Genomic DNA, 24063 nt, shown 5'->3' with positions numbered 1-24063 from the left:
CTGGGTTAATTCTAACTACACGTAAGTTATAAGAGTCACTAGGTTGTAGTTTTAAAAATGGTGGACTAATTACAATCTCATCCGTAGGGACTAATTGATCTTGCCCAGCATTTTGTCTCCATTCAAATACACGCACCTGCAAATCAGCACTTTCATTTGACTGGTTATATAAACTAATGGAAGATGCAGCCTGATCACTCAATATTTCAACACTAACAGGTGAAAGGCGGATTGATGCTGCATTTAGCATACTAGGCAAAAATAACAATAAACTTGTCACAACAAAGATATTTTTTTTCATGATTTGCCCAGAACTACTTTTCTCAAATTGAGCTAGCTCCTTTAAAAAAGAGCTAGCAATGACGCAATAAAACTTATTAAAAATTAATAAGTCACTGTTACAGTCACAGTGTCAACATAGCTACCTGCACTTGGTAAAGTTGAGCCAGCAGGAATACGACCATAGACGTTAACTGTTTGTGCTGCACCAGTACCTGTACCGCTATATGCAGTTGTTGCAATACCAATTGCTGTGGCACGGTTAGTATCTGAGAAAAGATTGTAAGGAATGTATTCGTTGCTAGCCGCCCCACCAATCATACGACGTTGTGTCGATTGAGCATTTTTTCCTGCGTCAAAAGCCAAAGTCCATGGCACAGTGTTGTTACATAACACTTTAATTGCAGTCCCACCTGTTGTTGTGGTGTCTGCATCTACATTGCTCGCAAGCGAACTTAACGTACCAAAGTCTAAAATTGCATTTGACGTAGTACCTGTTGCAGAAGTGTTGAGAACACAACTGTTTGTAATCGTTGCTTTAACAGTTAGTGTACCGGTTGCGTTAGCTGCATTTGCAACATTGATAGACGTTAAACCCATAGCAATTGCTGATAAACAAATGAGAGACTTATTCATGGTTAAAAACCTTTTTACATTACGCCAATAAAATTAATAGATGTAAAAATTAGCCTTCCCCATCACAATCACTAGTTCTTCTGACTGTTTTTTCAAAGCGTTATTTTTTTACTCTACTAGTTGCGCATAATACAAAAAAACAACAAAAATACTAATGTTTGTTTCATTCCAAATATCAATTAATAATCAAAATTTTGATTGATTTCTCAATTATAAAAATTTTTATGGTTATCCCCACTCTTTTTATTAATTTTCGATAATTTCATTTATATTTTTATTAGTTTTTCTAAAAAATTTTAATTTTTCATTAGTTAAAATTTACCATAACTATTAATATTTTATAATTTTTTAAAGTTTGGTCAAAAAAATAAGAACAAAAAGTAAGCATATGATTATTCTATATATTTTAAATGAATAAGAAAATAATACTTTATGAATAAGAAATCTAAGTGTTTTATCACATCTTTAGAATTTTTTTAGACATTTCAATAGCTAGAGGCAGATCTTCACTACTAAAAGTATGTATTGCTAGCTCAACTATTTCTAAAAATTAAATGAAAAATCAAACCAAAAAATCCACCCACCATTGCAAAAATTAACTGTACATAAGCTTTACCGTACCAAGCTAGTTCTCTAAATTGATAGTCTGTGTTATCAGAATTGATCAATAAAATATTTTTAATGTCCCAACTATGAAAGCCTTGGGGTCTTTCAGCAAAAAAGTCTAAAATAGGCATAAAACCAAAAACAAATAAAATACCAAGTAAGGGGTAAACAATACATCCTGGAAAGATAGGAGTCTTTCTCCTTTTCATATAATCAAATATTATGGCTACAACAACTAATAAACTTTGTATTAGGGTGACCCTCTTGAAAGTATCAAGATCGAAGCCTAAATAAAACATTAAAGTTAAGAAAAAAATTATTGTTAAAAAAATAGAGAGTACTAATATTTTCCAATTCATTTCAGTCCTTAATAATTTTTATAAATTTATATAGTTGTATTTATATCTATTAAAATATCATTTCATTTATATTATCAAAAAATTATTAAATAGCAAAAACAAACCAATTTAAATTAAAATAATTTTTATTATTAAATAAATCTAAAATTAACTTTTACCTATAATAATTAAAATTACTTAATAAAAAATCCCCCATCCGATGAATATTTTAATTTATCTCAGTTCAAAAAAATAAACTCCAAATTAAGCCCTATTTATGAATGTATTCTTCCTTATTCTCCAAAACTAACAATTCCATACTTGTAGTTTGACTTGCTTCTTGGCAAGGTATGTACCAGTAAAACATTAGGAATTTGTTCCAATATGGCGAGCCCAGCACAAATCATTCGACATAAATTTCTCAATACATTCTTTTCACGCCATTCTCTCTGGTTTTTATGTATTTTTACTGCGCTCAGCATCACATGGTTTCGAACCGTCTATACCCCTCATAGTATCTATTATTTTATTTCTGATACTCTCCTTAATGGTTTATGGGTAGTTACAGGCGCTTTAAGCCTATTAGGCCTCTATGATGTTTTACAAAATAAACATTCTATTTTAAGAAACTACCCAATTATGGGACATTTTCGTTTTTTGTTTGAAGATATACGCCCCGAGATTCGTCAATACTTTATTGAAGCGGATCAAGATGCTCTACCTTTTTCTCGCATGCAACGAAGCTTAGTTTATCAACGTGCTAAAAACGAAAATGCAGATAAACCTTTTGGCTCAATTATTGATGTCTATCAAGAGAATTACCGCTTTATTGTCCACTCAATAAGCCCTTGCCCACCAGCTGATCCAAAAAGCTTCCGCATTCAGGTGGGTAATGCACAATGCCTTCAACCCTATAGTGCATCCATTATGAATATCTCTGCCATGAGTTTTGGTAGTTTAAGTGCCAATGCAATTCGAGCACTCAATAAAGGAGCGCAATTAGGTGGGTTTTATCACGATACTGGTGAAGGTAGCTTAAGCCCTTATCATCTCGAAAATGGTGGAGATATTGTTTGGCAAATTGCCAGTGGTTATTTTGGATGCCGTACCCTAGATGGAAAATTTGACGAGCAAAAATTTGCTAAACAATCTCAATTGCCACAGATCAAAATGATCGAATTAAAGCTTTCACAAGGTGCAAAACCAGGCCATGGCGGTATCTTACCTAAGCATAAAATTACCGAAGAAATTGCCCAAATCCGTGGCGTTTCACGCGATCATGATTGTATTTCTCCTGCTAAGCATTCTAGTTTTTCTACCCCAATTGAAATGATGCATTTCTTACAGAAGCTGCGAACATTATCTGGCGGCAAGCCAGTTGGTTTTAAACTATGTATTGGTCAACCTTGGCAGTTTATGAGTATTGTTAAAGCAATGCTTGAAACAAAAATTGTTCCTGACTTTATTGTTGTGGATGGTTCTGAAGGTGGTACTGGTGCAGCACCAATTGAGTTTAGTGACAATATCGGTACCCCATTACGAGAGGGCTTACGCTTTGTCCATAATACTCTTGTCGGTGCAGGACTAAGAGATCAAGTTAAAATTGGCGCAAGTGGTAAAATCATTAGTGCTTTTGATATCGCTAGCACTTTTGCACTCGGTGCAGACTGGGTTAATTCAGCACGTGGTTTCATGTTTGCAGTTGGGTGTATTCAGGCACAAAGCTGCCACACCAACCAATGCCCTGTGGGTGTAGCGACTCAAGACAAAGATCGTCAAAAAGCAATTGATGTACCGACTAAATCAGAACGAGTATTTAATTTTCATAAAAATACCTTGCATGCATTATCAGAAATGATCGCTGCTGCGGGTTTACGCCATCCTTCTGATATTAAAGCTCATCATTTGGCTCAGCGAGTAAATGACCGTGAAATTAAGAACTATGCTCAGTTGCATTTTTTCTTGAAAGAAGGTGAACTTTTACAATCTGAACTTAATAATGACGATGATAATTTCTACTATCGAATGTGGAATATGGCTGATGCCAATCATTTTTAATTTATATTAATTTTTATAAGTTGAGCATCACCTTTATAGTGTGATGCTCTTCCATATTTAAACCTAATATGTGATTTTTGCTTAAATTTCACTCCCCTTTTAATTTGTATTTAATAGATTTTTCACCTAATATAAAAGTATAAATAACATACACATTTTAATTTTATTTAATAAAAATTTTTTAATGCTTATAACAAGAAGGTACCTCATCATGTTGAAAAAAACATTCATCTCTTCTTTTGTTGCAATCGCTGTAGGCTTAAGTAGCTATGCTGTTGCTTGTACACGTGCCGTATATTTAGGTAATAATCAACATATTATTACTGCTCGCTCAATGGACTGGAAGGTTGATACAGGTACCAACTTATGGATTATGCCAAGCGGGGTTAGCCGTGACGGTAGCGCTGGTCCCAATTCAATAAAATGGACGTCGAAATATGGAAGTGTAATTGCTACAGGTTATGAAGTTTCCACAACAGATGGAATGAATGAAGCAGGTTTGGTTGCTAATATTTTATGGTTAGTAGAGTCTGAATACCCAGATGCAAAAAAGACAGATAAGCCTTTATTAAGTATTGCAGCATGGGCTCAATATGTACTCGATAATTTTGCAACTGTAGATGAAGCCGTTAAGGCCTTAGAAAAAGAACCCTACACTATTATTACCGACAATGTTCCCGGTGAAACACGGCTCACCACCTTACATTTATCTATTTCTGATAAAACAGGTGATAGCGCAATTATCGAATATATTGGTGGAAAACAAGTGATTCACCATAGCCGAAGCTATCAAGTCATGACCAATTCACCTACTTTCGACAAACAACTTGCACTTGTTGAATATTGGAAGCAAATTGGCGGAACAATTATGCTTCCCGGTACTAACAGAGCATCTGATCGCTTTGCACGTGCATCATTTTACATTAACGCTATTCCTAAAAATGATAATACAAAACAAGCACAAGCCTCTGTATTTAGTGTGATTCGCAATGCATCTGTTCCCTATGGGCTAAATACTCAAGAAGAACCTAATATCTCTTCGACTCGCTGGCGAACTGTTGCCGACCACAAACAGATGCTCTACTTTTTTGAATCCGCTCTCTCACCAAATGTATTTTGGGTTGACTTGAAAAAGATTAACTTTAAAGATGGTCAAACACGTAGACTTGATTTAGGACCTGATCAAAGCCATATCTATGCAGGTGATGCCACCTCTTCCTTTAAAATTGCAAAACCATTTGTATTTTTAGGTCCAACTACGCGTTAATTTATGTCAAAATTTATTACTCTTAACATAAATAATATTAAACATACGATCTTGGAATTTATATGATGAAAAAATCTCTACTCTTATTGGGTTCATGTCTACTTACTGCGGCTTGTAGCACCACACAGGTTAGTACACCAGCTCCTAAAGAGGTAAAAACAGCTGGTCAACTAAACTGCTCACCAACTGAACTATGCCCAAGCTTATTGGTTAAATGGAATGAAAATCAAAAAAATCAGCTTCGAGTAGATGTTCATTTAAGTAGTAGTTATAACTTTTATGATATTAACGCTTTGACTTTTGATATTGATGGCAAACGATTCAATTACGAACCAGCTCAAGCCACTGAAAAGACAAATGTGAGCCGATTAGTACCTAAACATTCAACCACTTACTTTGTTATTCCAAGTCAATTCTTGCAAGAATTTAAAAATGCTCAAAATGTGAATGTTTTAATCAAAACAGATAAAGGAACAATCGAGCGCAATATGTATAGTCCACAAAAGCAGTCTTCGGTTTATAAAAACTTTATGCAGCTTTATCAAAATTCAAAATAAACTACAAAGATTAAATAATGCATCTATCTAGAATTTTGGATAGATGCATGACTTTTCTAATAATAAAAATGTTTTGGCTTTGCATGTAAAAATGCCGGAATCAAACCCGTTAAAGCCGCACGTATATCTGCACGTTCATTAATTAATTGATGAGAGCCTTCTTCAAGCATTAACAACGTCTGGAGTCTAAATTTACGACGAATAAATTCAATGTTGTAACGCCAATCAACCGTCTGATCGAGAGCACCTTGTGCAAGCCAGACTGGGATACGGCAAGCAGGTCGCTCTTCCATTTCCTGCATCCATTTTGACATTGCCAAAATCCAGTCCATGCCCATCATTCGGGGTTGCAAAGGATCCTTTAAACGAATAAAACGCAAAAATTCGGGATTATGATTATTACGTCTAAAATGCCTTGGTACCTGACGCTTAATACGGCGAATAATGCCTAATCCAACGGGGTTATGCCACCATGCGGTTTTTGCGGGGCGAATTAGCGGAGAAAGTAAAAGTACTCGATCTACAATCGGATCTTGGCGTTTTTCAGCATATTCTAATAAGTGATGCATCCAAATTGCTCCACCCGTACTTTGACCAATACCGACCCATGGTTTAGGTAACTGATCTGCATGTTTCACATATTGATAAACAGCCATCAAAACTTGCTGGTAATGATCAAAGTTTTTAATGCTGGCTGGTGAACCATCACTTAATCCATGCCCCGGCAAATCATAAGTAATAATACTAAAGCCCTGCTCAAGAATTTCACGAATAATTGGCTGGTAAATACCGCTATGCTCAAGATAGCCATGTAATAAGCAAACAGTACCTTGTATTTTTTCTACTTTGGGTTTGAAAACTTGCACATGCAAACGGAATAAAGGCATTTGGACATAGCCTTGCCAATGGTCACATTCAAGTAAATGTAAACCATACAATTTGCGATAGGCCAGCAAATCACGAGAAGGTTCTTCTAATGTGTTTAAATTAAGTGGACTCAAAACTTGCGGCGTAAGATCACGGTTAGGAACCGGTAAATCTAATTGTTTTAATACGGCAGGATTGAGAAATGGAATATCTGACATTAAGGAACCTCTCGACAATCACTTGAGCCAAACAACATGTCACGAATTGTCGCAAGTAATTCATAATTTGCACGGCGGCTATGATCGTAATTTTGCACACTTGGTTGCCAACGTGTCAGTGGAGTTGGCATTGGAGCTACAACAGGAATAGTTTCTATACCATTTAAAGCAAACAGTCGGCGTGTACGTGGCATATGGTATTCATCTGTAACCAACATGACTGTTGGTGCCCCGCCTTTTTTCTGAAGCAATAAAGAGCTAAAACGGGTATTTTCACATGTATTCATACTCCGCTTTTCTAATAGCTTTGCATCAACACCGCGCTCTTTTAACCAAGCTTGCATATAAGGTGCTTCTACACCGCTAAGTACAATAGGCAGATGATTTTGTTTTTCAACTTCTAAAGTTTTTTCTAATCGCAAACGCGTATAGCCATTAACAACAATATCCTTACCATTTTTATCTAAGGTTAATCCGCCCCCCAATACAACAATTGCATAAGGTTCTGATAACTTTTTAGGTTGTACTGGTAATGGATTTTTACGCACATACTCGACTTTTTGTTCAGGTTCACTGACAGCTTTTTGATGCTCTGGCACCACAGGTTTTCTTGCTAAAAACTCTGTATATTGCTCAGTAAGCGCTTTATTTTCAGAACTATTAATAAAGAGTGCTTCGTCAACAGGACTACTCGCCTCATCTGCGGCGTCAATTTCTGAGTTTTTAGCGACTAAAGGAACCGTTACAGATGCTGCTTGTTCTTCTGAATCCTGTTCCTTTTCTTCCAAAAGAATAATTTGCTGCAAGGCTTTATAATTCTCTTGAATATAGGTCAGATCAGATGTTCTTTTTTCACGTAACGCTTGCTCTGTCAGTTTTAAATAGGCCTGACGAGCGATCCATAAATTTGAACCCGGCTCTAAATTATCATGCTCACTTAATGCAGCCTGTCTTTGGCTCTCAGCAGCGACTTGATTAACATCAACAGGTACAAAATAGTTAAGCCCAGCTACAATAAGTTTTGAATAAAATGGCGAATATAAAAAAACCACGAAACAGCCTAATAGTACAAATAGCACGGTGACTACTTGTACTAAACGTACCATTAAGTGTACTTTTGGCATAAAACTATTCCGTATGATTTTCAATTAAACCTAAACTGTTATAAAGCACAGGTTCTGGTTCTAACATAATATGGAAAAGCTGATCAACATCATGTTGTACAGCCTGATAAGTTTTCCTTACATCAGCAAGAGATGCATTGGCATAATTCACCAGAACTAATGCCTGTTTATGGAACATCCCTACCATATCGAGTTGCTTCCCTTTCCAACCCGCCTGATCAATCAACCATCCTGCTGCAATTTTAACGTTTCCATTAGCTTGAGGATAATGTGGAATTGTTGAGAATTGTGTGACTAAGCGTTCAAACTCTTGAGGTTTAACAATCGGATTTTTAAAGAAACTCCCGACATTAGGATACTCTTTTGGATCAGGAAGTTTACTTTGACGAATATGGATGACCTGATTTTGTAAATTTTCGGCAGTCTGATTGTCTCCAACTGCTTGTTTCAAGTCGCCGTAGTTAAGTTTCAAATGCGGCTGTTTAAGCAATTTAAAAGTGACATGCGTGATAATGTAACGGTTTGGATCATCTTTAAAAATACTATGGCGGTAGGCGAAATTGCAGTCGGCCGCTAAAATTGTCTGAGTTTGCTTCAATTTACGGTCATACACTTGTACTGACTCAATAAACTCACCTACCTCTACCCCATACGCACCAATGTTTTGTACGGGTGAAGCACCGACTAAGCCCGGAATAAGGGCTAAATTTTGCAAACCAAACCAGTTCTGTTCAGTGCTGTATAAAACAAAATCATGCCAGACTTGGCCTGCGCCTACTTTAACCCGCACAAAATCATCATCGTTTGATAAAACTTCAATTCCCTGAATATCAAGATGAATCACTAAAGCATTGATCTGCTGCGGCAATAACATATTACTACCGCCCGATAATACAAGTACATTTAACTGATGCTGCTCAGCAAACTCTAAAGCTGATTCAATATCTTGAATACTGCCAACTTTAGTATAGTGAGAAACAGTTGCATCTAAACTTAGAGTATTGAATGGCTTAAGCTGTACTTGATTCTGAATTTGCATTGTGTTGAAAAACCTATTCTTAAACATTCAATTGTTTTTTTAAAATATTAACCCATGCCAAACTACTGGACTCACATTGATTGAGTACACGTTCAAAACCATCAGCACCGCCATAATAAGGATCAGGCAACGCTTGTTGTGGGTATTCAGGATCATGCTCACTCATTAAAGCTACTTTTGCACGAATTTGATGTGCGCCAAATTGGGAAACGGCTCTTTGCAACACGTCATGAATATCTTCAAAATTTTGATGATCCATTGCCAAAATCAAATCAAACTCTAAAAAGTCTTGAGTTGAAAGTTGTCTTGCACGTAAAGATGATAAGTCATAGCCCCTTTTCTTGGCATGCAACTGACTACGCTGATCAGGCGATTTATTGGGATGATAATTACTCGTTCCAGCTGAATCGACAACCACATTGAGTTGATGCGCGTCACAATAATGTCTGAAAACCACCTCAGCCGTGGGAGAACGGCAAATATTTCCTAAACAGACACATAACACCTTATATTGTGTTTCCATTAGAAATTACTTCCAAACATTTGAATTACATAAAAATAAACGGGATCATGCACAATCTTAACAGACTATAAGTTTATAAGAACCAAATTGACCAGCGTGACTTGTTGCATTTTGTCAAAACTCACTTGGGTTGAAAAGGAAAATAATGTTTATCAATAGATTAAAAGTTGATAAATCAGACGATAAATTAGCTAATCTTGTATTTTTGTAGTAATTAAATAAAAATAAAGCCCTAATTTATAGGGCATTACAAACATCACTTTGATGCAGTGATTAATTCAATCATTTCCTTTGTTGGTCTTAAGCTGCCTAACTGCCAATGTTCAGGAGGATGCTCATCAATTCTTATCCAGACATGTTCTCGAAAAGCAGGATTTCCCTTTCCTTCTATTTCTACAAATAAGTCCGTTATTCGCTTGAAAAGCTCAGCCTTACTATCTTTATCTAGTAAACCTTCTATAGTTTGTATATTTATAAATGGCATAATGCTACCTGAATCAAAGCTAGGTCTAAATTATAGACTCATACTAATTGGAGCTTCCACTGATGTCAAATCAAATTATTCCAGATCATAAATTTCCAGTAGATGTATGTGGGATCTTCAAAATTACAGAAATATTAAATGACAGATGGACGATTCTATTGTTAAGAGAAGCCTTCTATGGGGTAACAAAATTTAATGATTTTTTAGGAAATACAGGCATATCAAAGCAAATTTTATCTAATCGTCTAAAGCATCTCATCCAATTAGAAATATTTGAACTGTCAATTTATAAAGAAGTTGGTGAGCGAGAACGTAAAGAATACTTACTTACTAAAAAAGGCAAAAGTCTAAATATTGTCTTACTCGCCCTGCTTGAATCTGGCGGTAATTTTATTGAAGCTGGTAAAGATGTGGTGAAAGTTTTTAATAAGAGTACTGATGATGAACTTAAATTAAAACTTGTTGATTCTTCTAATCAAGTTATAGATTTTAAGAATTTAGAACTTAAGCTCATTCATTGCAAAAAATAAATTTTTATAACTTAGCTACACAGATCATAAATTCCTCAGCATGCTTTTATAGATAAATAAAAAAAGCCTACTCTTTCAAGTAGGCTTTCCCCTTATGACTTTTGCGCTGATCATTAAGGTTTATTGTTGTTTAAAGCAACGGAAGGATCTTACAGAAATACTTAAGAATAAAAAAGCCCTTCCAATAACAGTATTTAACAAAGCTTCCTGTACCGCGCCCTTCTAAGGCTACACAGCCTCTCCAAAACAAGCACTTGGCTTTACTGTTTTGTTTCTAAATTAAAACTCATCTATAAACTCTTCTGTAGTTATTACCTTAGCAAAAGCATTGTTAAAAATTTGGTTGTGGTGATCAATTATACGCTGAGCACTTAAATGCATAGAATCAAATGTAGTATGTGCATCTGAGATTAAAGTTACTTTATATCCCACTTCTGAAGCGGCTCTAATAGTAGAGTCAATACAATATTCAGTTTTCATGCCAGTAACTATGATTTGATCAACATCAAGTTTTTCTAACCAATCTTTTAGAACAGTACCCTTGAAACTACTAGGGTATATTTTCTCAATGACAGTATCTATATCTGGATTAAAAGATAATTCTGCTATCAATTGCGTATTAGCACCGTCTGGATCTAATGGAGTACCCTTTGCTCCAACGTGACGGATAAAAATAACTGGTCTCTTATTTAAGCGCTGATACTCAATAAGCTCACGAATATTTGAAAGTACACTTTGATGGTTATACGGCTTTAGCTCTCCTTTGAATAGGCCATTTTGCATATCAATAACGAGTAAAGCTGATTTTGATTGTTGACTTTTATCCATAATCTTTCTCTGTAAAAAACCAATAATGTGCAGAGAAAAATAAACCCAGCCATTATTGGCTGGGTTTGGTTATCTTATTAAGTCGCTCTAATAAAAAATCACACGCAGCCTTTTCTGTAGGTCGTGGTGGTTGTATTGATTTTCTTTAGTAAACAGTTCATGAATTAAACTTGCTCATCATTAAAGCGCAAATAAACATACCATAGTTTTTTCTCAAAAAACAAAGCTTATTTACTTAACTGAATGTAAGTACTCATAAGCTCCTTTTTCGTTACTCTCAAGTTTAATGACTGCATCCGTTTCATCATTTAGTGTCAGATTAAATACTTTTTCACCATCATATGAAATTTGGTGGCCCATACGAAACTCTGAATCAAGTGACTCAAGAATAATAAAATTTCCTTCGTTGTTCGAAGCGATATAGTAAGTGTTGTTCCGATGAACATATCTAATTGTATACATCACTATTTAAATTCCACCTAAAAATTATGTTTTTTCTTAATAATAAAAAGATCTTTGTTCCCTTCCCAATCAGAAAAGATCCTACCGAAAACTAAACCCTCCCTTATTAATTATTAACCCTGAGCATTTAGTATTTTTTCACCCTATACTATTAAATTGATATTACAGAAATACTTAATAATAAAAAACCCCGCCATTAGTCGATAGTTAGCGGGGTCTTTTGCGATTTAATTTTACTTTGATAGACTCATCTATCAGAGATATTTACCTCATTTCTGCAATAGAAAAATCATTTATTTTTAAAAAGCTTATCTGTCATAGTTCTATCAATTTTACTGCGATGCCCATTCTCAAAGTATCGATCGACATGGCATAGTTTTGTTTTAGTATCACAGAACACACCGTTTGAGAGCGTAAACGCTGAAGTATCAAAATCACCTTGAGAGAAGGCTTTATTCGCTTTATAAGTGCCTAAATATTTAGCTGTAAGCTTTTTAGAAACACCTTTTTTGTCAGCACAAATATATTTGTCACAAATTACACCTTTTGTAGGCGAATATACACTAGAGCTGGTTTTCGCGATTACTGCCGAGCTAAGCATCAAACACGTACATCCCATAATACTAAGAAAAGTTTTAGAAATTTTCACTTTTTAGAACCGATAAAATTATAAATTGTTAAGGTATTATATAAATTAGAAGCTTGCCAGAAAATCTACAGAACCCTATAAATAACAAAAAGCCCACTTTTCGACGAGGGTTTAAATATTTTGGTAATCCTCACTTACATGTCGGACCCAACATTGCAAAAAAGTATTTATCTATGGGTGGCACAAGGCTTAAGAAAAGCATAGTCACTTCAGAACTACTTTATTTTAAAGTTTCTTATGCTAACTTATTCGGAGATAGAATCTTATAGAACCATTCAACAATAATGTTCAAAAATAAGGAAATAATGTATATGAGCCATTTTCAATTTCAAACCGTTCCAAATATCATCTCTGGCTTAGGCTCTATACAAGAATTACAGAATGTTTTGTCGTCAAAAACTTACCGTAAGTTATTGCTAGTCACCGATGCAGGCATGGTTAAAAATCATTTACACCGTCCCATCCTGCAAATTTTAGATAACCTCAACATTGAACATGTCATCTATGCCGATGTACAAGCTGATCCACCTGAACAAGTAGTACTACATGCAGCCAATTACGCTAAACAGCAAAATGTTGATGCCATTATTGGTTTTGGTGGTGGTAGTTCTCTAGATGTTGCAAAAGTTATTGCTTTACTCGCCCACCCTAATCAGACCCAAAGTTTGCAAGAGATGTATGGCGTGAATCAGGTCACTACAGCTCGTCTTCCGCTTATTTTGATTCCTACTACAGCCGGTACAGGTTCAGAAGTAACGCCAATCTCAATTGTGACCACAGGTGAGACGACAAAAATGGGGATTGTCTCTCCAGTACTCTACGCCGACACTGCAATTCTTGATGCTACTTTCACTCAAAATCTTCCAGCACATATTACCGCTGCAACAGGTATTGATGCGATGGTACATGCTATTGAAGCATATACCTCTAAACATAAAAAAAATATTTATACGGATATTTTAGCCAAGCATGCTTTGAAATTGTTAAACCATAACTTACCGAAAGTTCTTAAAGATGGTAATGATTTAGAAGCACGTCAAAACATGCTGTTCGGTTCAATGCTCGCGGGTCAAGCCTTTGCAAACTCGCCCGTTGCTGCGGTACATGCTTTAGCTTATCCACTGGGTGGACATTTTCATTTGTCGCATGGTCATACCAACGCCTTAGTGTTGGTCGAAGTATTAAAGTTTAATGCACAAAATGCAAAAAAATACTATGCAGAACTTATGCAATGGCTTGATCCATATAGTAATGGCAGCACTGATGGCTTGTGTGATCTGTTTATTGACCACATGCAGAACCACTTAGACCGTAGTGGCTTGACTTTAAGACTTAGTGATTTGGGTATTGACGAGTCCAGCTTACCTCGACTTGCTCAAGATGCCATGTTGCAAACCCGTTTACTACAAAATAACCCACGAGACATGACAGAAGCCGCTGCTTTGGCAATTTATCAGGCGATTCATTAATGACTAAACCAGTTTTAAAAACCCGTGATCAATTTAAGTTCTTTTTAGACATTCAAACTCGCTGGGCAGATAACGATATTTATGGTCATGTGAATAATGTGACCTACTATAGCTATTTTGATACAGCAGCCAATGCTTTGCTCATCCAAAAAACAGGTTTTGATATTCATGAAGCAAAAGCAATTGGGTTAGTGGTCGATTCAGCTTGTAGTTTTCTTCAGGAATTGTCATTTCCAGAAATTATTCAAGTAGGTGTTGCGATTGGTAAAATCGGCACGACATCTTTACGCTATGAATTGGCGATCTTTAAACAAGGTCAAGATCAAGCTTCAGCTCAAGGACATTTTGTGCATGTGTTTGTAGATCGTGAAACGCGTAAGACTGTACCCATTTCTGAGTCAGTTCGTGAAGCTTTAAAAACTTATTTATTATAAAAAAATGAGGCAAAAAGAAAATAAGCAGCTCTTTTTGCCTCGTCTTGACTTACATCATTGCAGGATCACTAAAAGAATCTTCACCCGTTTCGACTCGGCCAGCAAAACGTCGGTAATAATATGGATCACTCTGACTGGTGATTTCAAAATCATACCAATGCCCAACATCGGCCAAAGCCCAATGTTGCTTAATAACCTGTCCCGCTTTTACGGTAAGTTGTAAAGGCGCATCTTGTCGATATGCACAAGGTTTTACTGTCAATATTGTATCCTTGGTACCTTCATTCATGAGTTCTACGTATACATCACCATTCGCAATGTCATAGCACACTCGAATTTCAGGTTTAACGCCACTACCAACAATACGTTGAGTATCGCCTTTGAAGTGACGATGGTAACCATTTGGACCAAGTACCCATAGGTCATAACGACCTAAATTATCTTTTAAAGCGTCCCATACATCATCTAGAGTCTTATTCGGCTCGACAATATAACGCTTTGGAATACGGTCTAAATTGAGCTTGTCATAAACATGGAAAACCGCTGCTTGCGTACCCGTATTAGAGAAAATCAATTGCACTTTGCCATCAGTATTACAGCGTGCGCTGGTGTGTAGCTCGTAAGGTAACGCACGTGAAAGACGTATACCACTTTGCTGAATCGGTAACTTTGTATCCGTGGGTACAGGAACAGCAGGCAAAGCTTCTTGATTTTCTCTTAATGCATCTGCCTGCACACGTGTTTGTTTACCATCCAGCTGTGGTAAAGCATCTGCATTTGGTGTTTTAAAGTTAAATGCACTAGTTAAATCGCCACATACTGCGCGGCGGTATGGACTGATATTCGGCTCTTTCACACCGAAACGTTTTTCTAAGAACATGAGCACTGATGTATGGTCAAAAACTTGCGAATTCACCCAGCCACCACGGCTCCATGGGGAAATCACATATAACGGAACACGAGGGCCTGGTCCATAAACTCGTCCATCAGGCGTAGGCTGAGAATGGCTTCCTTCAGGCGCAGCGTGGTCAAAATATTCATCCTGCATATCGGCACTACTTAATGTCGATTTGCCAGCATACTGACCATTTTTAAGTCGAGATGGCGCTGATGGCGATGGCATATGGTCAAAGTAACCATCATTTTCATCAAAGTTAATAAGTAGTGCGGTTTTACTCCAAACCTCTGGTACAGCAGTTAATGCATCAATAATTTCTTGAATAAACCATGCCCCTTGAACTGGGCTTGAAGGGTCTGGATGTTCGCAATAAATCGATGGCGCGTTAATCCAAGAGACTTGAGGTAATTTACCTTCCCGAATGTCGCGTTTAAAAGCGTCAAGATATTCTTCTGGTTTATTGCCCGGTAGCGTATTTGCAATGCCCTTATAAAGTGGATTTTTGGCATTATCTGTTGCAGCATCATAGGCTTTATAAGGTAGTTTTTGACCCGTATCCGCATACGGTTTATTCGGTTCGCCGCCACTTGCAACCGGATAACCAGAAGCAATGTTCGCCTTTCTAAATGAACGAAATGCCCCAAGCATGTTATCGCCCCATTCATCCGGCATATTTTGATAACAAATCCAACTTACCCCTGCTTCTTCTAAGCGTTCGGCATAAGTTTTCCATGTATAACCACGGTCTGCCGTCGCTGGGTTACCATCAATCCAGTCCCACTCATTGTTTACAAATGAACGCTTGGTCGGTGTTGCACCATTTGTACCTGTTAAATGATAAGACCGGTTTGCATCTGTTCCAGTGTGCATAGAGCAATGGTAGGCATCACAAATCGTAAAAGCATTTGCAAGCGCAAACTGATATGGAATTTCTTTTTCTTTAAAATAACCCATGGATATATCAGTTTTATGGGCTGGCCAGTTCGCCATGCGCCCATTGTCCCAAGCCAGCTGACTGTCGTTCCAAGTATGGGGCGTACCATCTGCACGCTGTGCATTATTGGCTGTACCATCTAAGTGAAAAGGCGTTAAAACTTGCCCATTACTTCTAAGCTGCTCCCAAACACGGCGGCCACTTGGCAAAGGAATCGTAAAACGATCGGCAAACCCTCGGACGCCTTTTAATGTTCCGAAGTAATGGTCAAAAGATCGGTTTTCCTGCATTAAAATAATAACGTGTTCGACATCCTGAATGGTGCCAGTTTTATTGTTTGCAGGAATTGCTAAAGCTTTTTGAATACTAGATGGGAAAGTTGCCAATGCCGCAGCACCAAAACCCATATTTAAAGAGTAATTTAAAAATTTACGACGTGTAATCATGATCAGGTTCTTTTTATTATTTAAGTTTATGGAGCACAGCGCATTACAGGCTTTTTACCTGTATCTGGTGTATTTGAATTATCATTTGCCGAGTCGTTACAACCACTCAGCAGAATCGCGCCGATTAATAAAAAATATGAATATTTAAAACTATTTATTCCAGTGCATTGCCTTTTCATGACGATATATAGTCCATTTAAAATCTAAAATGGCTAACATAGAAAAGTACAATGACAGTGACATGACCCAAATATTTCAATCCAGTGAAAAATATGAAAAGTCTATTATTTTCATATTCTGCACCAGATCAAAAATCAGATGAATTTAAGGCTTTAATTGAATATTTTGTAGTTCGCCATCAAAAGTTTCTATGAGACTCTTAATAACTGGCTGTTGCTGTAATAGCTCAGCTGCTCGGTGAAAGGCTTTTTCTTTACGTGCACTTTGAATGGTATAAGGGGTAGATGTATTCAAAGCACCATATTCAACTGTAAATTGAGTATTCGGCCATTGCTCATTTAATGCATCAATAAGGCCTTGTTGTAATTGGGTCAGCATATTTTCATATTCTTGAGGAATATGGAAAATAGTATTGCCGCCAATTTCACCAGTCATCACACCATGTTGAGCAAGTTCTTGAACAGCTGGAGAAAGCTGACTATTTCTAAACCAATATTCCCACTTTTCAAGTGTCCACTCACCTTCCAAAACTTGAGGAGAAAGCTTCAAAATATCTTGAGGCATCAACTGACCGTTATCAGTTGCACTAGGCTCTTTTACAACCGCAACTGTTTCAACAACTTCAGCCTGCACCAATGATTGCTGCTCAATAACAGGTTCAGAAGCAAGATCAGGCGTATCTTGGGCCAGCGAAAATTCAGCGCTAGGCGTTTCAAATAAACCCATAGGTTCAGCAGTGAAAGCTGGTTCAGGTTCAATATTTTTAGTTTGTGTTTCTGCCTGCACTTGTACTAACTTTTGTTCTGGTACAGGAATGAAATCTTCCTCTAGAACACTAACAGTCTCTTGAACAACTGCTGAATCAAGCCCAATCAACTCATGATGATTTGGGTCAAATACCATTAAATCCTGATTAGACTGAGGTTCAGGTTCAGGTTCAGGTTCAGGTTCAGGTTCAGGTTCAGGTTCAGGTTCAGGTTCAGGTTCAGGTTCAGGTTCAACCATAGCGGGCTGCTTAATAACTTCAACAGGTTGAACCGTATTTACTGGAGTAATCTCTTGGACTGTTGGCTGAGCTTGTTGACTCAAACCCACTAGTGCTTGTCCATTTTGTTGAACAGGCTCTGACACCACAATTTCATTTGGTGCTAAAGGACGGAATGCCAACAAGCGTAAAACACACATTTCAAAACCTTGCTCTTGCGTCACGGCAAGTTGCAAGTCTGAACGTCCTTTACATGCGATTTGGTAATAAAGCTGTAAATCTTGAGCAGAAATCAACTTAGACAGTTGCATGATTTTGCGATTGATTTCATCGCTATATTTCAAACTCAAATCAGGTAGATATTGTAAAATTGCCAATTCATGCAATGTCGAAATCAACTGATCAAGCACAAGTGAAACATCTAGCGCTTGATGTCTAAATTGCAATAAAAGCTGACTAACTTTCTCACGTTGATTTTGATGAATCGCCAATATCAAATCATAAATGATCGTACGGTCAATTAGACCAAGCATTTCTTTAACATCTTGATGATGTACAGAACCTTGACCATAAGCAATGGCTTGGTCAGTTAAAGATAATGCATCACGTAATGAACCTTGAGCAGATTCAGCAATTTGCCAAATTGCATCTTGATCAGCAGTAATCTGTTCTTTTTCAAGAATAGCACCAAGGTGCTTGGTAATTTCATCGACGGCCAAAGGTCGTAGAGTAAATTGCAAACAACGTGAAATGACCGTAATCGGTAGCTTTTGTGGGTCAGTCGTAGCAAACAGAAACTTAACGTGTTCTGGTGGTTCTTCTAGTGTTTTTAATAACGCATTAAAAGAATGCGTCGATAACATATGTACTTCGTCAATCAGGTAAACTTTAAAACGACCTTGCGTTGGTGCATAAGGAACGTTGTCTAAAAGTTCACGCGTATCTTCTACTTTTGTTCTTGAAGCAGCATCGATTTCAATTAGGTCAATAAAACGGCCTTCATTTACCGCTTTACACGTTGCACAAACTTCACATGGTGTAGAAGTCACACCCGTTTCGCAGTTCAAACACTTGGCTAAAATACGCGCAATTGTAGTTTTACCTACACCACGCGTTCCTGTAAATAAATAAGCATGGTGAAGACGACCGCGTTCCAATGCACTACTTAATGCACGAGAAACATGGTTTTGCCCCACTAACTCATTGAAATTACGTGGACGGTATTTTCTAGCAAGTACTTGATACATGTATGCTCCTTGTTACAGGCATAAGCATACTTTGTTTTTAAAAGAGTGTGAACGCATAAAGCTCATATCCGTACAGATAAACTGCGAACTGACTTCTTTTCTCTACCAGAACCGTTTATTTGTCTAAGGATGATCATGGTGTAACTCCTGATCAGTAACACCCTCATCCATCCTTTGCACGAGTCCCACACCATCCTTAATTTCAGCCGAATAATTTCCCTTCTCGGTAAAAATTTGCATGATCGTATAGTGGTCTTTTTGACTTTGAGTAATGGTAAAGAAATTTTGATTCGGATCGCCCTGATCAAATTTACCAGTCCACCGAACAATATCTTGGTCAACAGGTTCGATCTCTACAATTTTGCCAGTGCGATTAATGCCATATTCCAACATTTGAAACTTAACAGTGTCACCCACTTTTTTAAGCTCAATCACATTTGGATCATATTTAATGACCATACCTTTTGCATTTTTAATTAGTGGAAAATTAACATTAGAAGGCAGTTGATCCTTTTCTATTTCATTAAAAACAATCTGTTGCTGAGACAATCTTTCTTTTTCGGACGGACTCAAATTCAGTATATTTTGACGAGCCAATTCATTCTGATTATCTGCCAGTTTTTGCCCAGTCCCTTGCCCATTTTCTGAAGACGACGTTAAAGCAGAAGAGCTTTGCTGTGAAAAGGCAAACCAGAGTAAAACTGCTAACGCCACGCAAGCGATAGCAGTTCCTATTAACAATTTATTTTTCTTCATTATTTACAGCTAAAAATAGAGATTAGTTATATAGAGAAATTTTTTGTGCGTTCAGGTTAATGACACTAACCGCATCAATTTTTCCTTCTACACCTAAACGTACACCATATTTAGGGTTATATAGATAGGGACTCGAATAAAAATTAATGTTATTACCACCCATTGCTGTACTTCCTAAAGGATGAGCAAAGCCTGAACCAATATTGGTTGAACCATTATGGTAAAGACCAAGATTATGCCCAACTTCATGACGCATAGCAGCGAAAGAACAACCTGCAATATCATTTGCGCCAATCATGTTATATGCAGAAGCATTAATCCAAGCCCAACCACAACCACCGTCACCAGGTTCATTACCTTGATAATAAACTCCGTCTGCCAATACACGTTTACGCTCATTTTGTACCGTGGTGTCATCTCGTCCAGTCGAGATTGCTTCTTTTAAAGTGGTAGCAGGGATTTTATAAGTTAGATAACCTACATCTCTTAAATAAAAACGTGCATTCGAATTTTCAGCAGTTAAATTCGTTAAATTTACGCCTTCAATCATTCTAAGTTTTGCAGCGCTTTCTCCTAAAATTGAGTTTACCTCCGGGCTAGAAACCAACAACATATCAATTGTATAACTATCTACTGTCCAGCCTTGAGCGGTATAAATAAAACGGCGATTTTCACCATTTTTAATTGCGGTAGACAAGCCATTAGCAGCATTAATATAAGTGTCTGCCGATGCATTTGACACAATAACAACTTTATCCCCGATTTGAGCTTTAACTGGTAGTTGCAAGGTTGGCTGCCAATTTGAGGTAGACAGTTTCACTTTTAAAGTAGGCTGAGTCATATTCGGTAGAGTTGCAGGGATTATTGCCGTTGAATCAATAACCTTTGTAGGTGAAGAGATCAACTGCCAATATCCTTTGTCGCTTACATACATAAACTCATATTGATCGCCTGTTTTAAGCGTTAAAGTCGCTTGGCTATTAATATTAGTATTATTAATTTTTGCAGACCAAGTCGCTGTAGACTTGATAATAATTCTATCCCGATCACTTGCAGTGGTAGGCAAAGTGAAATTGGAAACCCAGTTTCCATCTCCAAATGAAATTTCTGTAAGTGGACTATTAACTGTCGCTAATGACGTTCCAATTTGCTGAACATTTAGCTTTTGAGGCTTTACATATTCAGGAACCCATTTTCCTAAAGCAGAATAATATTTAAACCAATATTCAGAGCCATTTTTTAATGTAAAACTGCTCGGGAATAGTAAATTTGTTTTATCAATGTCCGAACTTGCACTTGCTGTAGAAACAACTTGTACGGTTGTTCCATCACGTACATCACTCGGTAATGCAATGGTTTGTGCCCATTTGTCATTTTGAATAAGTACTTTTTGCATAGATGCAGTTATTAATGGAACAACTTCATAGGTCGCACCATTAGTAGGACTCACTGTCGCTAACTGAGCGATCCATTTATTTTGACTACTATTAAAAATGAATTGGTAAACATCACCACTATTTATCTTTAAAACTTCTAAGGGAATATTGGTATTAGAAGTATCTAAATAACTACTATAGGCAGCACTAGAACGAATTGTAATTTTGTCCAAATTATTAGCGCTTGTGGGTAAAGTAAGGTTTTTGACCCAATTCCCATTTGCTAGATTAAATTCTAAATCTGAATAACCGGATGGAATTGATCCACTATTATTATTCTGATTTGGTGAAAGTACAGTTGCGGCATATACAAGTGAAGACGCAACAATTGCTCCAATAATGAGTGATGTTTTTAATTTAAAATTCACAGCAGCCTCTTTTATTTGTTTTTAGATTTTTCGAATAGCAGGTTAGCAAACCATTTTTACGCAGTCAATTTCACAACAATTAATTTTTCATTAAATTTCAATTACATGACCACTGAATCATTTTGAAATAAAAATATGAACCCTTTTAAAGAATAGTTTATTTATGAGAATTAAATAACCAATTTTTAATATGTAGAAAATATTAAAAAGAAATTTAAGGATAAAAAGAAAGGTAGTCTCTCTTTTTATCCTTTAGTTTTAATTTACTTTCTTTGGAAAGCTCAGCCAGACAAATGCAGTTAAAAGGAAGAAGCAAATAGCTGAGATGGTAAGCACCCAACTATGGGCATAGCTAAAAGCTTGTTGCGCAACTGCAATTAATTGTCCTCCCAAAGGATTTTCAAGATTAGACGCTAATTGCATGGTTTCTCCAATCGAGATACTCGCTTTTTCAATTAAGTCCGTTGGGAGCTGTTCTGGCAAAATAATTGAACGACTATAAAACCAAGATAACATTAACCCAAATATAGCAACGCCCAAACCAGCCCCAAGCTCGTAAGCCATCCCTTCAATGGCACCTGCTGCACTCGCCTTTTGCGGAGGTACAGATGACATAATCGCAGCAGTTGAAGCAAGTAAGGCAATCTCAATGCTAAAGCCTAAAAAGACCATACACGTCCATGCTAAAAAGTGGTCGGTTGAAAAGTTAAGCTGGGCAAGTCCCCATAGACTAAATCCACTTATTAAAATACCAACAGTAGATACAAGTCTAAGTCCCCACTTATTCAAGCAAATTCCAGCTAATGGACCACCTAAACTAATCGCAATCATGAATGGAATAATAAACATGGCTGCCTGTAATGGAGAAAAACCATGTACAAACTGCAACTCTTGAGACAAGAGTAATTCAAAACCAACCAAAGCAATCATGGAAACAACAGCCATGACAATGCTGGTAGAAATCACTGGATGTTTAAACAATTCCAGATCAATCATTGGCGTCGTAGCTCTTTTTTGGCTTCGAATGAAGTGGATTAAAGTACTTATACCAATTACAAACATCACGACTGTAAGTACCGAAAAGCTGTACATAGCCGATTTGATTGAATAGATCAGGCTTAAAATGGCTACAACCAAAATTAAAGCTTGCCCTAAATTAATTGGCTGATCAGTCTTCTCTTGTTGTTTAGGGATAATCATCACAATCATGACCAGAACCACTAAAATAATCGGGATATTGATAAGAAATACAGCACCCCAATGGAAGTGTTCTAGTACAAAACCACCGACTAATGGACCAAAAGCTGCTCCACCACCACCCACTGTAGACCAAAGACCAAGTGCAAAATTTCTCTGCTTTTCTTCGGTAAAAGCATTACGGATGCCGGATAAAGTGGCAGGAATAAGCATAGCTGCCCCTAGCCCTAAGACAGCACGAGAAGCAATTAAGGCATAGGCAGTTGGAGAAAAAGCCGCAGCTAACGAACCCACACCAAAAACTGCAGTTCCAATAAATAATAATTTTTTAAAGCCAATACGATCGCCAAGTGCACCCATCGGCAAAATCAAACCCGCCATAATCAGTGAATAAACATCAATGACCCATAAAAGCTGATTGGCAGTTAAATTCAATGCTGCACTTAAAGATGGTGTTGCAACATGCATCACCGTTGCATCAATCGTAACTGGTAAATATATAAGGACGATAATTGTCAGGATTAACCATTTTTTTTGCATAACGCTCTTCAATATCCAAAACTTGGACATGTGTTCAAATCATGGTTATTATATACACAATTGGACACTTGTCCAACTTTTAGTTTTAATGTAATTTGTGTCGAATTCAGTCAGGTGAAAAAACATGGCCTATCTTAATCGCGATCAACGCAGAGAAATGATTCTGCAAGCTGCCATGCAAGTTGCTTTGGCTGAAGGTTTTACTGCCATGACGGTACGTAGAATCGCAACAGAAGCACAAACCTCTACCGGACAAGTTCACCACCACTTTTCTTCGGCATCTCACTTAAAAGCTGAAGCTTTTTTAAAGCTGATGGAACAGCTCGATGAAATTGAACAAACTCTCCAAACAACCAGCCAATTTCAAAGACTTTTCATCTTATTAGGTGCAGAAAATATCGACAAACTTCAGCCCTACTTACGTTTATGGAATGAAGCTGAACTCTTGATTGAGCAAGATATTGAAATACAAAAGGCTTATAACCTTGCCATGCAAAGTTGGCATGAAACAATTGTGCAAGCGATTGAGTGTGGCCAAAAAGAAGGTGAATTTAAAAACAGATCAAATTCCACAGACATTGCATGGCGACTCATTGCCTTTGTTTGCGGCTTAGAAGGTATTTATAAACTTGGTTTACAAGGTTTAGCTGAGGAAGATTTCAAGCGCCATACCGAAGCGATTATTCGCCTAGAATTATTATAGGTATT

The 24063-nt window shown here is 37.0% G+C and carries 24 protein-coding genes; 7 read left to right on the top strand and 17 right to left on the bottom strand.

Annotated features, from left to right (window positions below; all coding sequences use genetic code 11):
• The 3 genes from J580_RS22100 to J580_RS0104510 all read right to left on the bottom strand — a co-directional run.
• Positions 1 to 301, bottom strand: a 301-nt coding sequence (locus J580_RS22100; protein ID WP_032005959.1) for a molecular chaperone, incomplete at its 3' end; no start/stop codon positions are given.
• Positions 302 to 384: 83 nt separating this feature from the next.
• Positions 385 to 915 (bottom strand): spore coat U domain-containing protein, encoded by a 531-nt coding sequence (locus J580_RS22095; protein WP_005068793.1) that lies wholly within the window; start codon positions 913 to 915, stop codon positions 385 to 387.
• A 533-nt stretch (positions 916 to 1448) separates the two neighbouring features.
• Positions 1449 to 1880 (bottom strand): hypothetical protein, encoded by a 432-nt coding sequence (locus tag J580_RS0104510; RefSeq protein WP_032005957.1) that lies wholly within the window; start codon positions 1878 to 1880, stop codon positions 1449 to 1451.
• Positions 1881 to 2243: 363 nt separating this feature from the next.
• Between J580_RS0104510 and J580_RS22090 the strand changes: the two genes are divergently transcribed.
• The 3 genes from J580_RS22090 (at position 2244) to J580_RS22080 (ending at position 5741) form a co-directional block, all read left to right on the top strand.
• The gene (locus tag J580_RS22090) at positions 2244 to 3917 is read left to right on the top strand and encodes an FMN-binding glutamate synthase family protein (RefSeq protein WP_016145697.1); all 1674 of its coding nucleotides are present in this window, start codon (positions 2244 to 2246) and stop codon (positions 3915 to 3917) included.
• Positions 3918 to 4128: 211 nt separating this feature from the next.
• Complete coding sequence (locus J580_RS22085; RefSeq protein ID WP_014207030.1) at positions 4129 to 5184, top strand: linear amide C-N hydrolase; 1056 nt, start codon at positions 4129 to 4131, stop codon at positions 5182 to 5184.
• Positions 5185 to 5246: 62 nt separating this feature from the next.
• Entirely contained in the window at positions 5247 to 5741 is a 495-nt protein-coding gene (locus J580_RS22080; RefSeq protein WP_002115218.1) for a hypothetical protein, read from the top strand.
• A 56-nt stretch (positions 5742 to 5797) separates the two neighbouring features.
• Here J580_RS22080 and J580_RS22075 read toward each other — a convergent pair whose 3' ends face one another.
• From J580_RS22075 to J580_RS22055, 5 genes are all read right to left on the bottom strand, one after another.
• Entirely contained in the window at positions 5798 to 6826 is a 1029-nt protein-coding gene (locus J580_RS22075) for an alpha/beta hydrolase (RefSeq protein WP_002115207.1), read from the bottom strand.
• On the bottom strand, positions 6826 to 7950 hold the full coding sequence (locus J580_RS22070; protein ID WP_002115205.1) for a YdcF family protein: 1125 nt from the start codon (positions 7948 to 7950) through the stop codon (positions 6826 to 6828). Before J580_RS22070 ends, J580_RS22075 begins: the two co-directional genes overlap by 1 nt.
• A 4-nt stretch (positions 7951 to 7954) precedes the next feature.
• Positions 7955 to 8989, bottom strand: a complete 1035-nt coding sequence (gene murB, locus J580_RS22065; RefSeq protein WP_032005954.1) for a UDP-N-acetylmuramate dehydrogenase — start codon at positions 8987 to 8989, stop codon at positions 7955 to 7957.
• A gap of 19 nt (positions 8990 to 9008) precedes the next feature.
• Complete coding sequence (locus J580_RS22060) at positions 9009 to 9512, bottom strand: low molecular weight protein-tyrosine-phosphatase (RefSeq protein WP_032005952.1); 504 nt, start codon at positions 9510 to 9512, stop codon at positions 9009 to 9011.
• A 256-nt stretch (positions 9513 to 9768) separates the two neighbouring features.
• Positions 9769 to 9996, bottom strand: coding sequence for a tautomerase family protein (locus J580_RS22055; protein WP_002115197.1), 228 nt, complete (start codon positions 9994 to 9996; stop codon positions 9769 to 9771).
• 62 nt (positions 9997 to 10058) lie between these two features.
• Between J580_RS22055 and J580_RS22050 the strand changes: the two genes are divergently transcribed.
• On the top strand, positions 10059 to 10526 hold the full coding sequence (locus tag J580_RS22050; protein ID WP_032005950.1) for a winged helix-turn-helix transcriptional regulator: 468 nt from the start codon (positions 10059 to 10061) through the stop codon (positions 10524 to 10526).
• A 279-nt stretch (positions 10527 to 10805) separates the two neighbouring features.
• On the opposite strand, the gene J580_RS22045 is transcribed toward J580_RS22050, so the two are convergent.
• The 3 genes from J580_RS22045 to J580_RS22040 form a co-directional block, all read right to left on the bottom strand.
• Positions 10806 to 11354 carry a cysteine hydrolase family protein gene (locus J580_RS22045; RefSeq protein WP_032005948.1) on the bottom strand — a complete coding sequence of 183 codons (549 nt, stop codon included), beginning with the start codon at positions 11352 to 11354 and terminating at the stop codon, positions 10806 to 10808.
• Positions 11355 to 11585: 231 nt separating this feature from the next.
• Entirely contained in the window at positions 11586 to 11816 is a 231-nt protein-coding gene (locus J580_RS23715; RefSeq protein ID WP_005068773.1) for a hypothetical protein, read from the bottom strand.
• Positions 11817 to 12105: 289 nt separating this feature from the next.
• Complete coding sequence (locus J580_RS22040) at positions 12106 to 12435, bottom strand: YcgJ family protein (protein ID WP_199985366.1); 330 nt, start codon at positions 12433 to 12435, stop codon at positions 12106 to 12108.
• Between the two features lie 341 nt (positions 12436 to 12776).
• Here J580_RS22040 and J580_RS22035 point away from each other — a divergent pair, with 341 nt between their 5' ends.
• Entirely contained in the window at positions 12777 to 13934 is a 1158-nt protein-coding gene (locus J580_RS22035; protein WP_032005945.1) for an iron-containing alcohol dehydrogenase, read from the top strand.
• The gene (locus J580_RS22030; protein WP_032005943.1) at positions 13934 to 14368 is read left to right on the top strand and encodes an acyl-CoA thioesterase; all 435 of its coding nucleotides are present in this window, start codon (positions 13934 to 13936) and stop codon (positions 14366 to 14368) included. The genes J580_RS22035 and J580_RS22030 overlap by 1 nt, the downstream gene beginning before the upstream one ends.
• Positions 14369 to 14417: 49 nt before the next feature.
• Here J580_RS22030 and J580_RS22025 read toward each other — a convergent pair whose 3' ends face one another.
• The 6 genes from J580_RS22025 to amvA all read right to left on the bottom strand — a co-directional run bounded on the left by J580_RS22025 (position 14418) and on the right by amvA (position 23355).
• Entirely contained in the window at positions 14418 to 16646 is a 2229-nt protein-coding gene (locus J580_RS22025) for a phosphocholine-specific phospholipase C (protein WP_032005941.1), read from the bottom strand.
• Positions 16647 to 16672: 26 nt separating this feature from the next.
• Positions 16673 to 16825, bottom strand: coding sequence for a hypothetical protein (locus tag J580_RS23590; RefSeq protein ID WP_153301268.1), 153 nt, complete (start codon positions 16823 to 16825; stop codon positions 16673 to 16675).
• Between the two features lie 145 nt (positions 16826 to 16970).
• On the bottom strand, positions 16971 to 19058 hold the full coding sequence (locus tag J580_RS22020; protein ID WP_032005939.1) for a DNA polymerase III subunit gamma/tau: 2088 nt from the start codon (positions 19056 to 19058) through the stop codon (positions 16971 to 16973).
• 123 nt (positions 19059 to 19181) lie between these two features.
• On the bottom strand, positions 19182 to 19814 hold the full coding sequence (cpaB, locus tag J580_RS22015) for a metalloprotease secretion chaperone CpaB (RefSeq protein ID WP_032005937.1): 633 nt from the start codon (positions 19812 to 19814) through the stop codon (positions 19182 to 19184).
• A 22-nt stretch (positions 19815 to 19836) separates the two neighbouring features.
• On the bottom strand, positions 19837 to 21618 hold the full coding sequence (cpaA, locus tag J580_RS22010; RefSeq protein WP_032005935.1) for a metalloendopeptidase CpaA: 1782 nt from the start codon (positions 21616 to 21618) through the stop codon (positions 19837 to 19839).
• Positions 21619 to 21876: 258 nt separating this feature from the next.
• A complete protein-coding gene (gene amvA, locus J580_RS22005; protein WP_032005933.1) occupies positions 21877 to 23355 on the bottom strand; it encodes a multidrug efflux MFS transporter AmvA in 1479 nt (492 codons plus the stop codon).
• Between the two features lie 124 nt (positions 23356 to 23479).
• Between amvA and J580_RS22000 the strand changes: the two genes are divergently transcribed.
• Positions 23480 to 24058 (top strand): TetR family transcriptional regulator, encoded by a 579-nt coding sequence (locus J580_RS22000; RefSeq protein WP_032005931.1) that lies wholly within the window; start codon positions 23480 to 23482, stop codon positions 24056 to 24058.
• Positions 24059 to 24063 lie beyond the last annotated feature (5 nt).

This window comes from Acinetobacter sp. 1542444 (assembly GCF_000581835.1).
In the GTDB taxonomy this organism is placed as follows: Bacteria; Pseudomonadota; Gammaproteobacteria; order Pseudomonadales; family Moraxellaceae; genus Acinetobacter; species Acinetobacter pittii.
The sequence above is the reverse complement of the archived record's forward strand: the minus strand, read 5'-3'. Positions and strand labels throughout refer to the sequence as shown.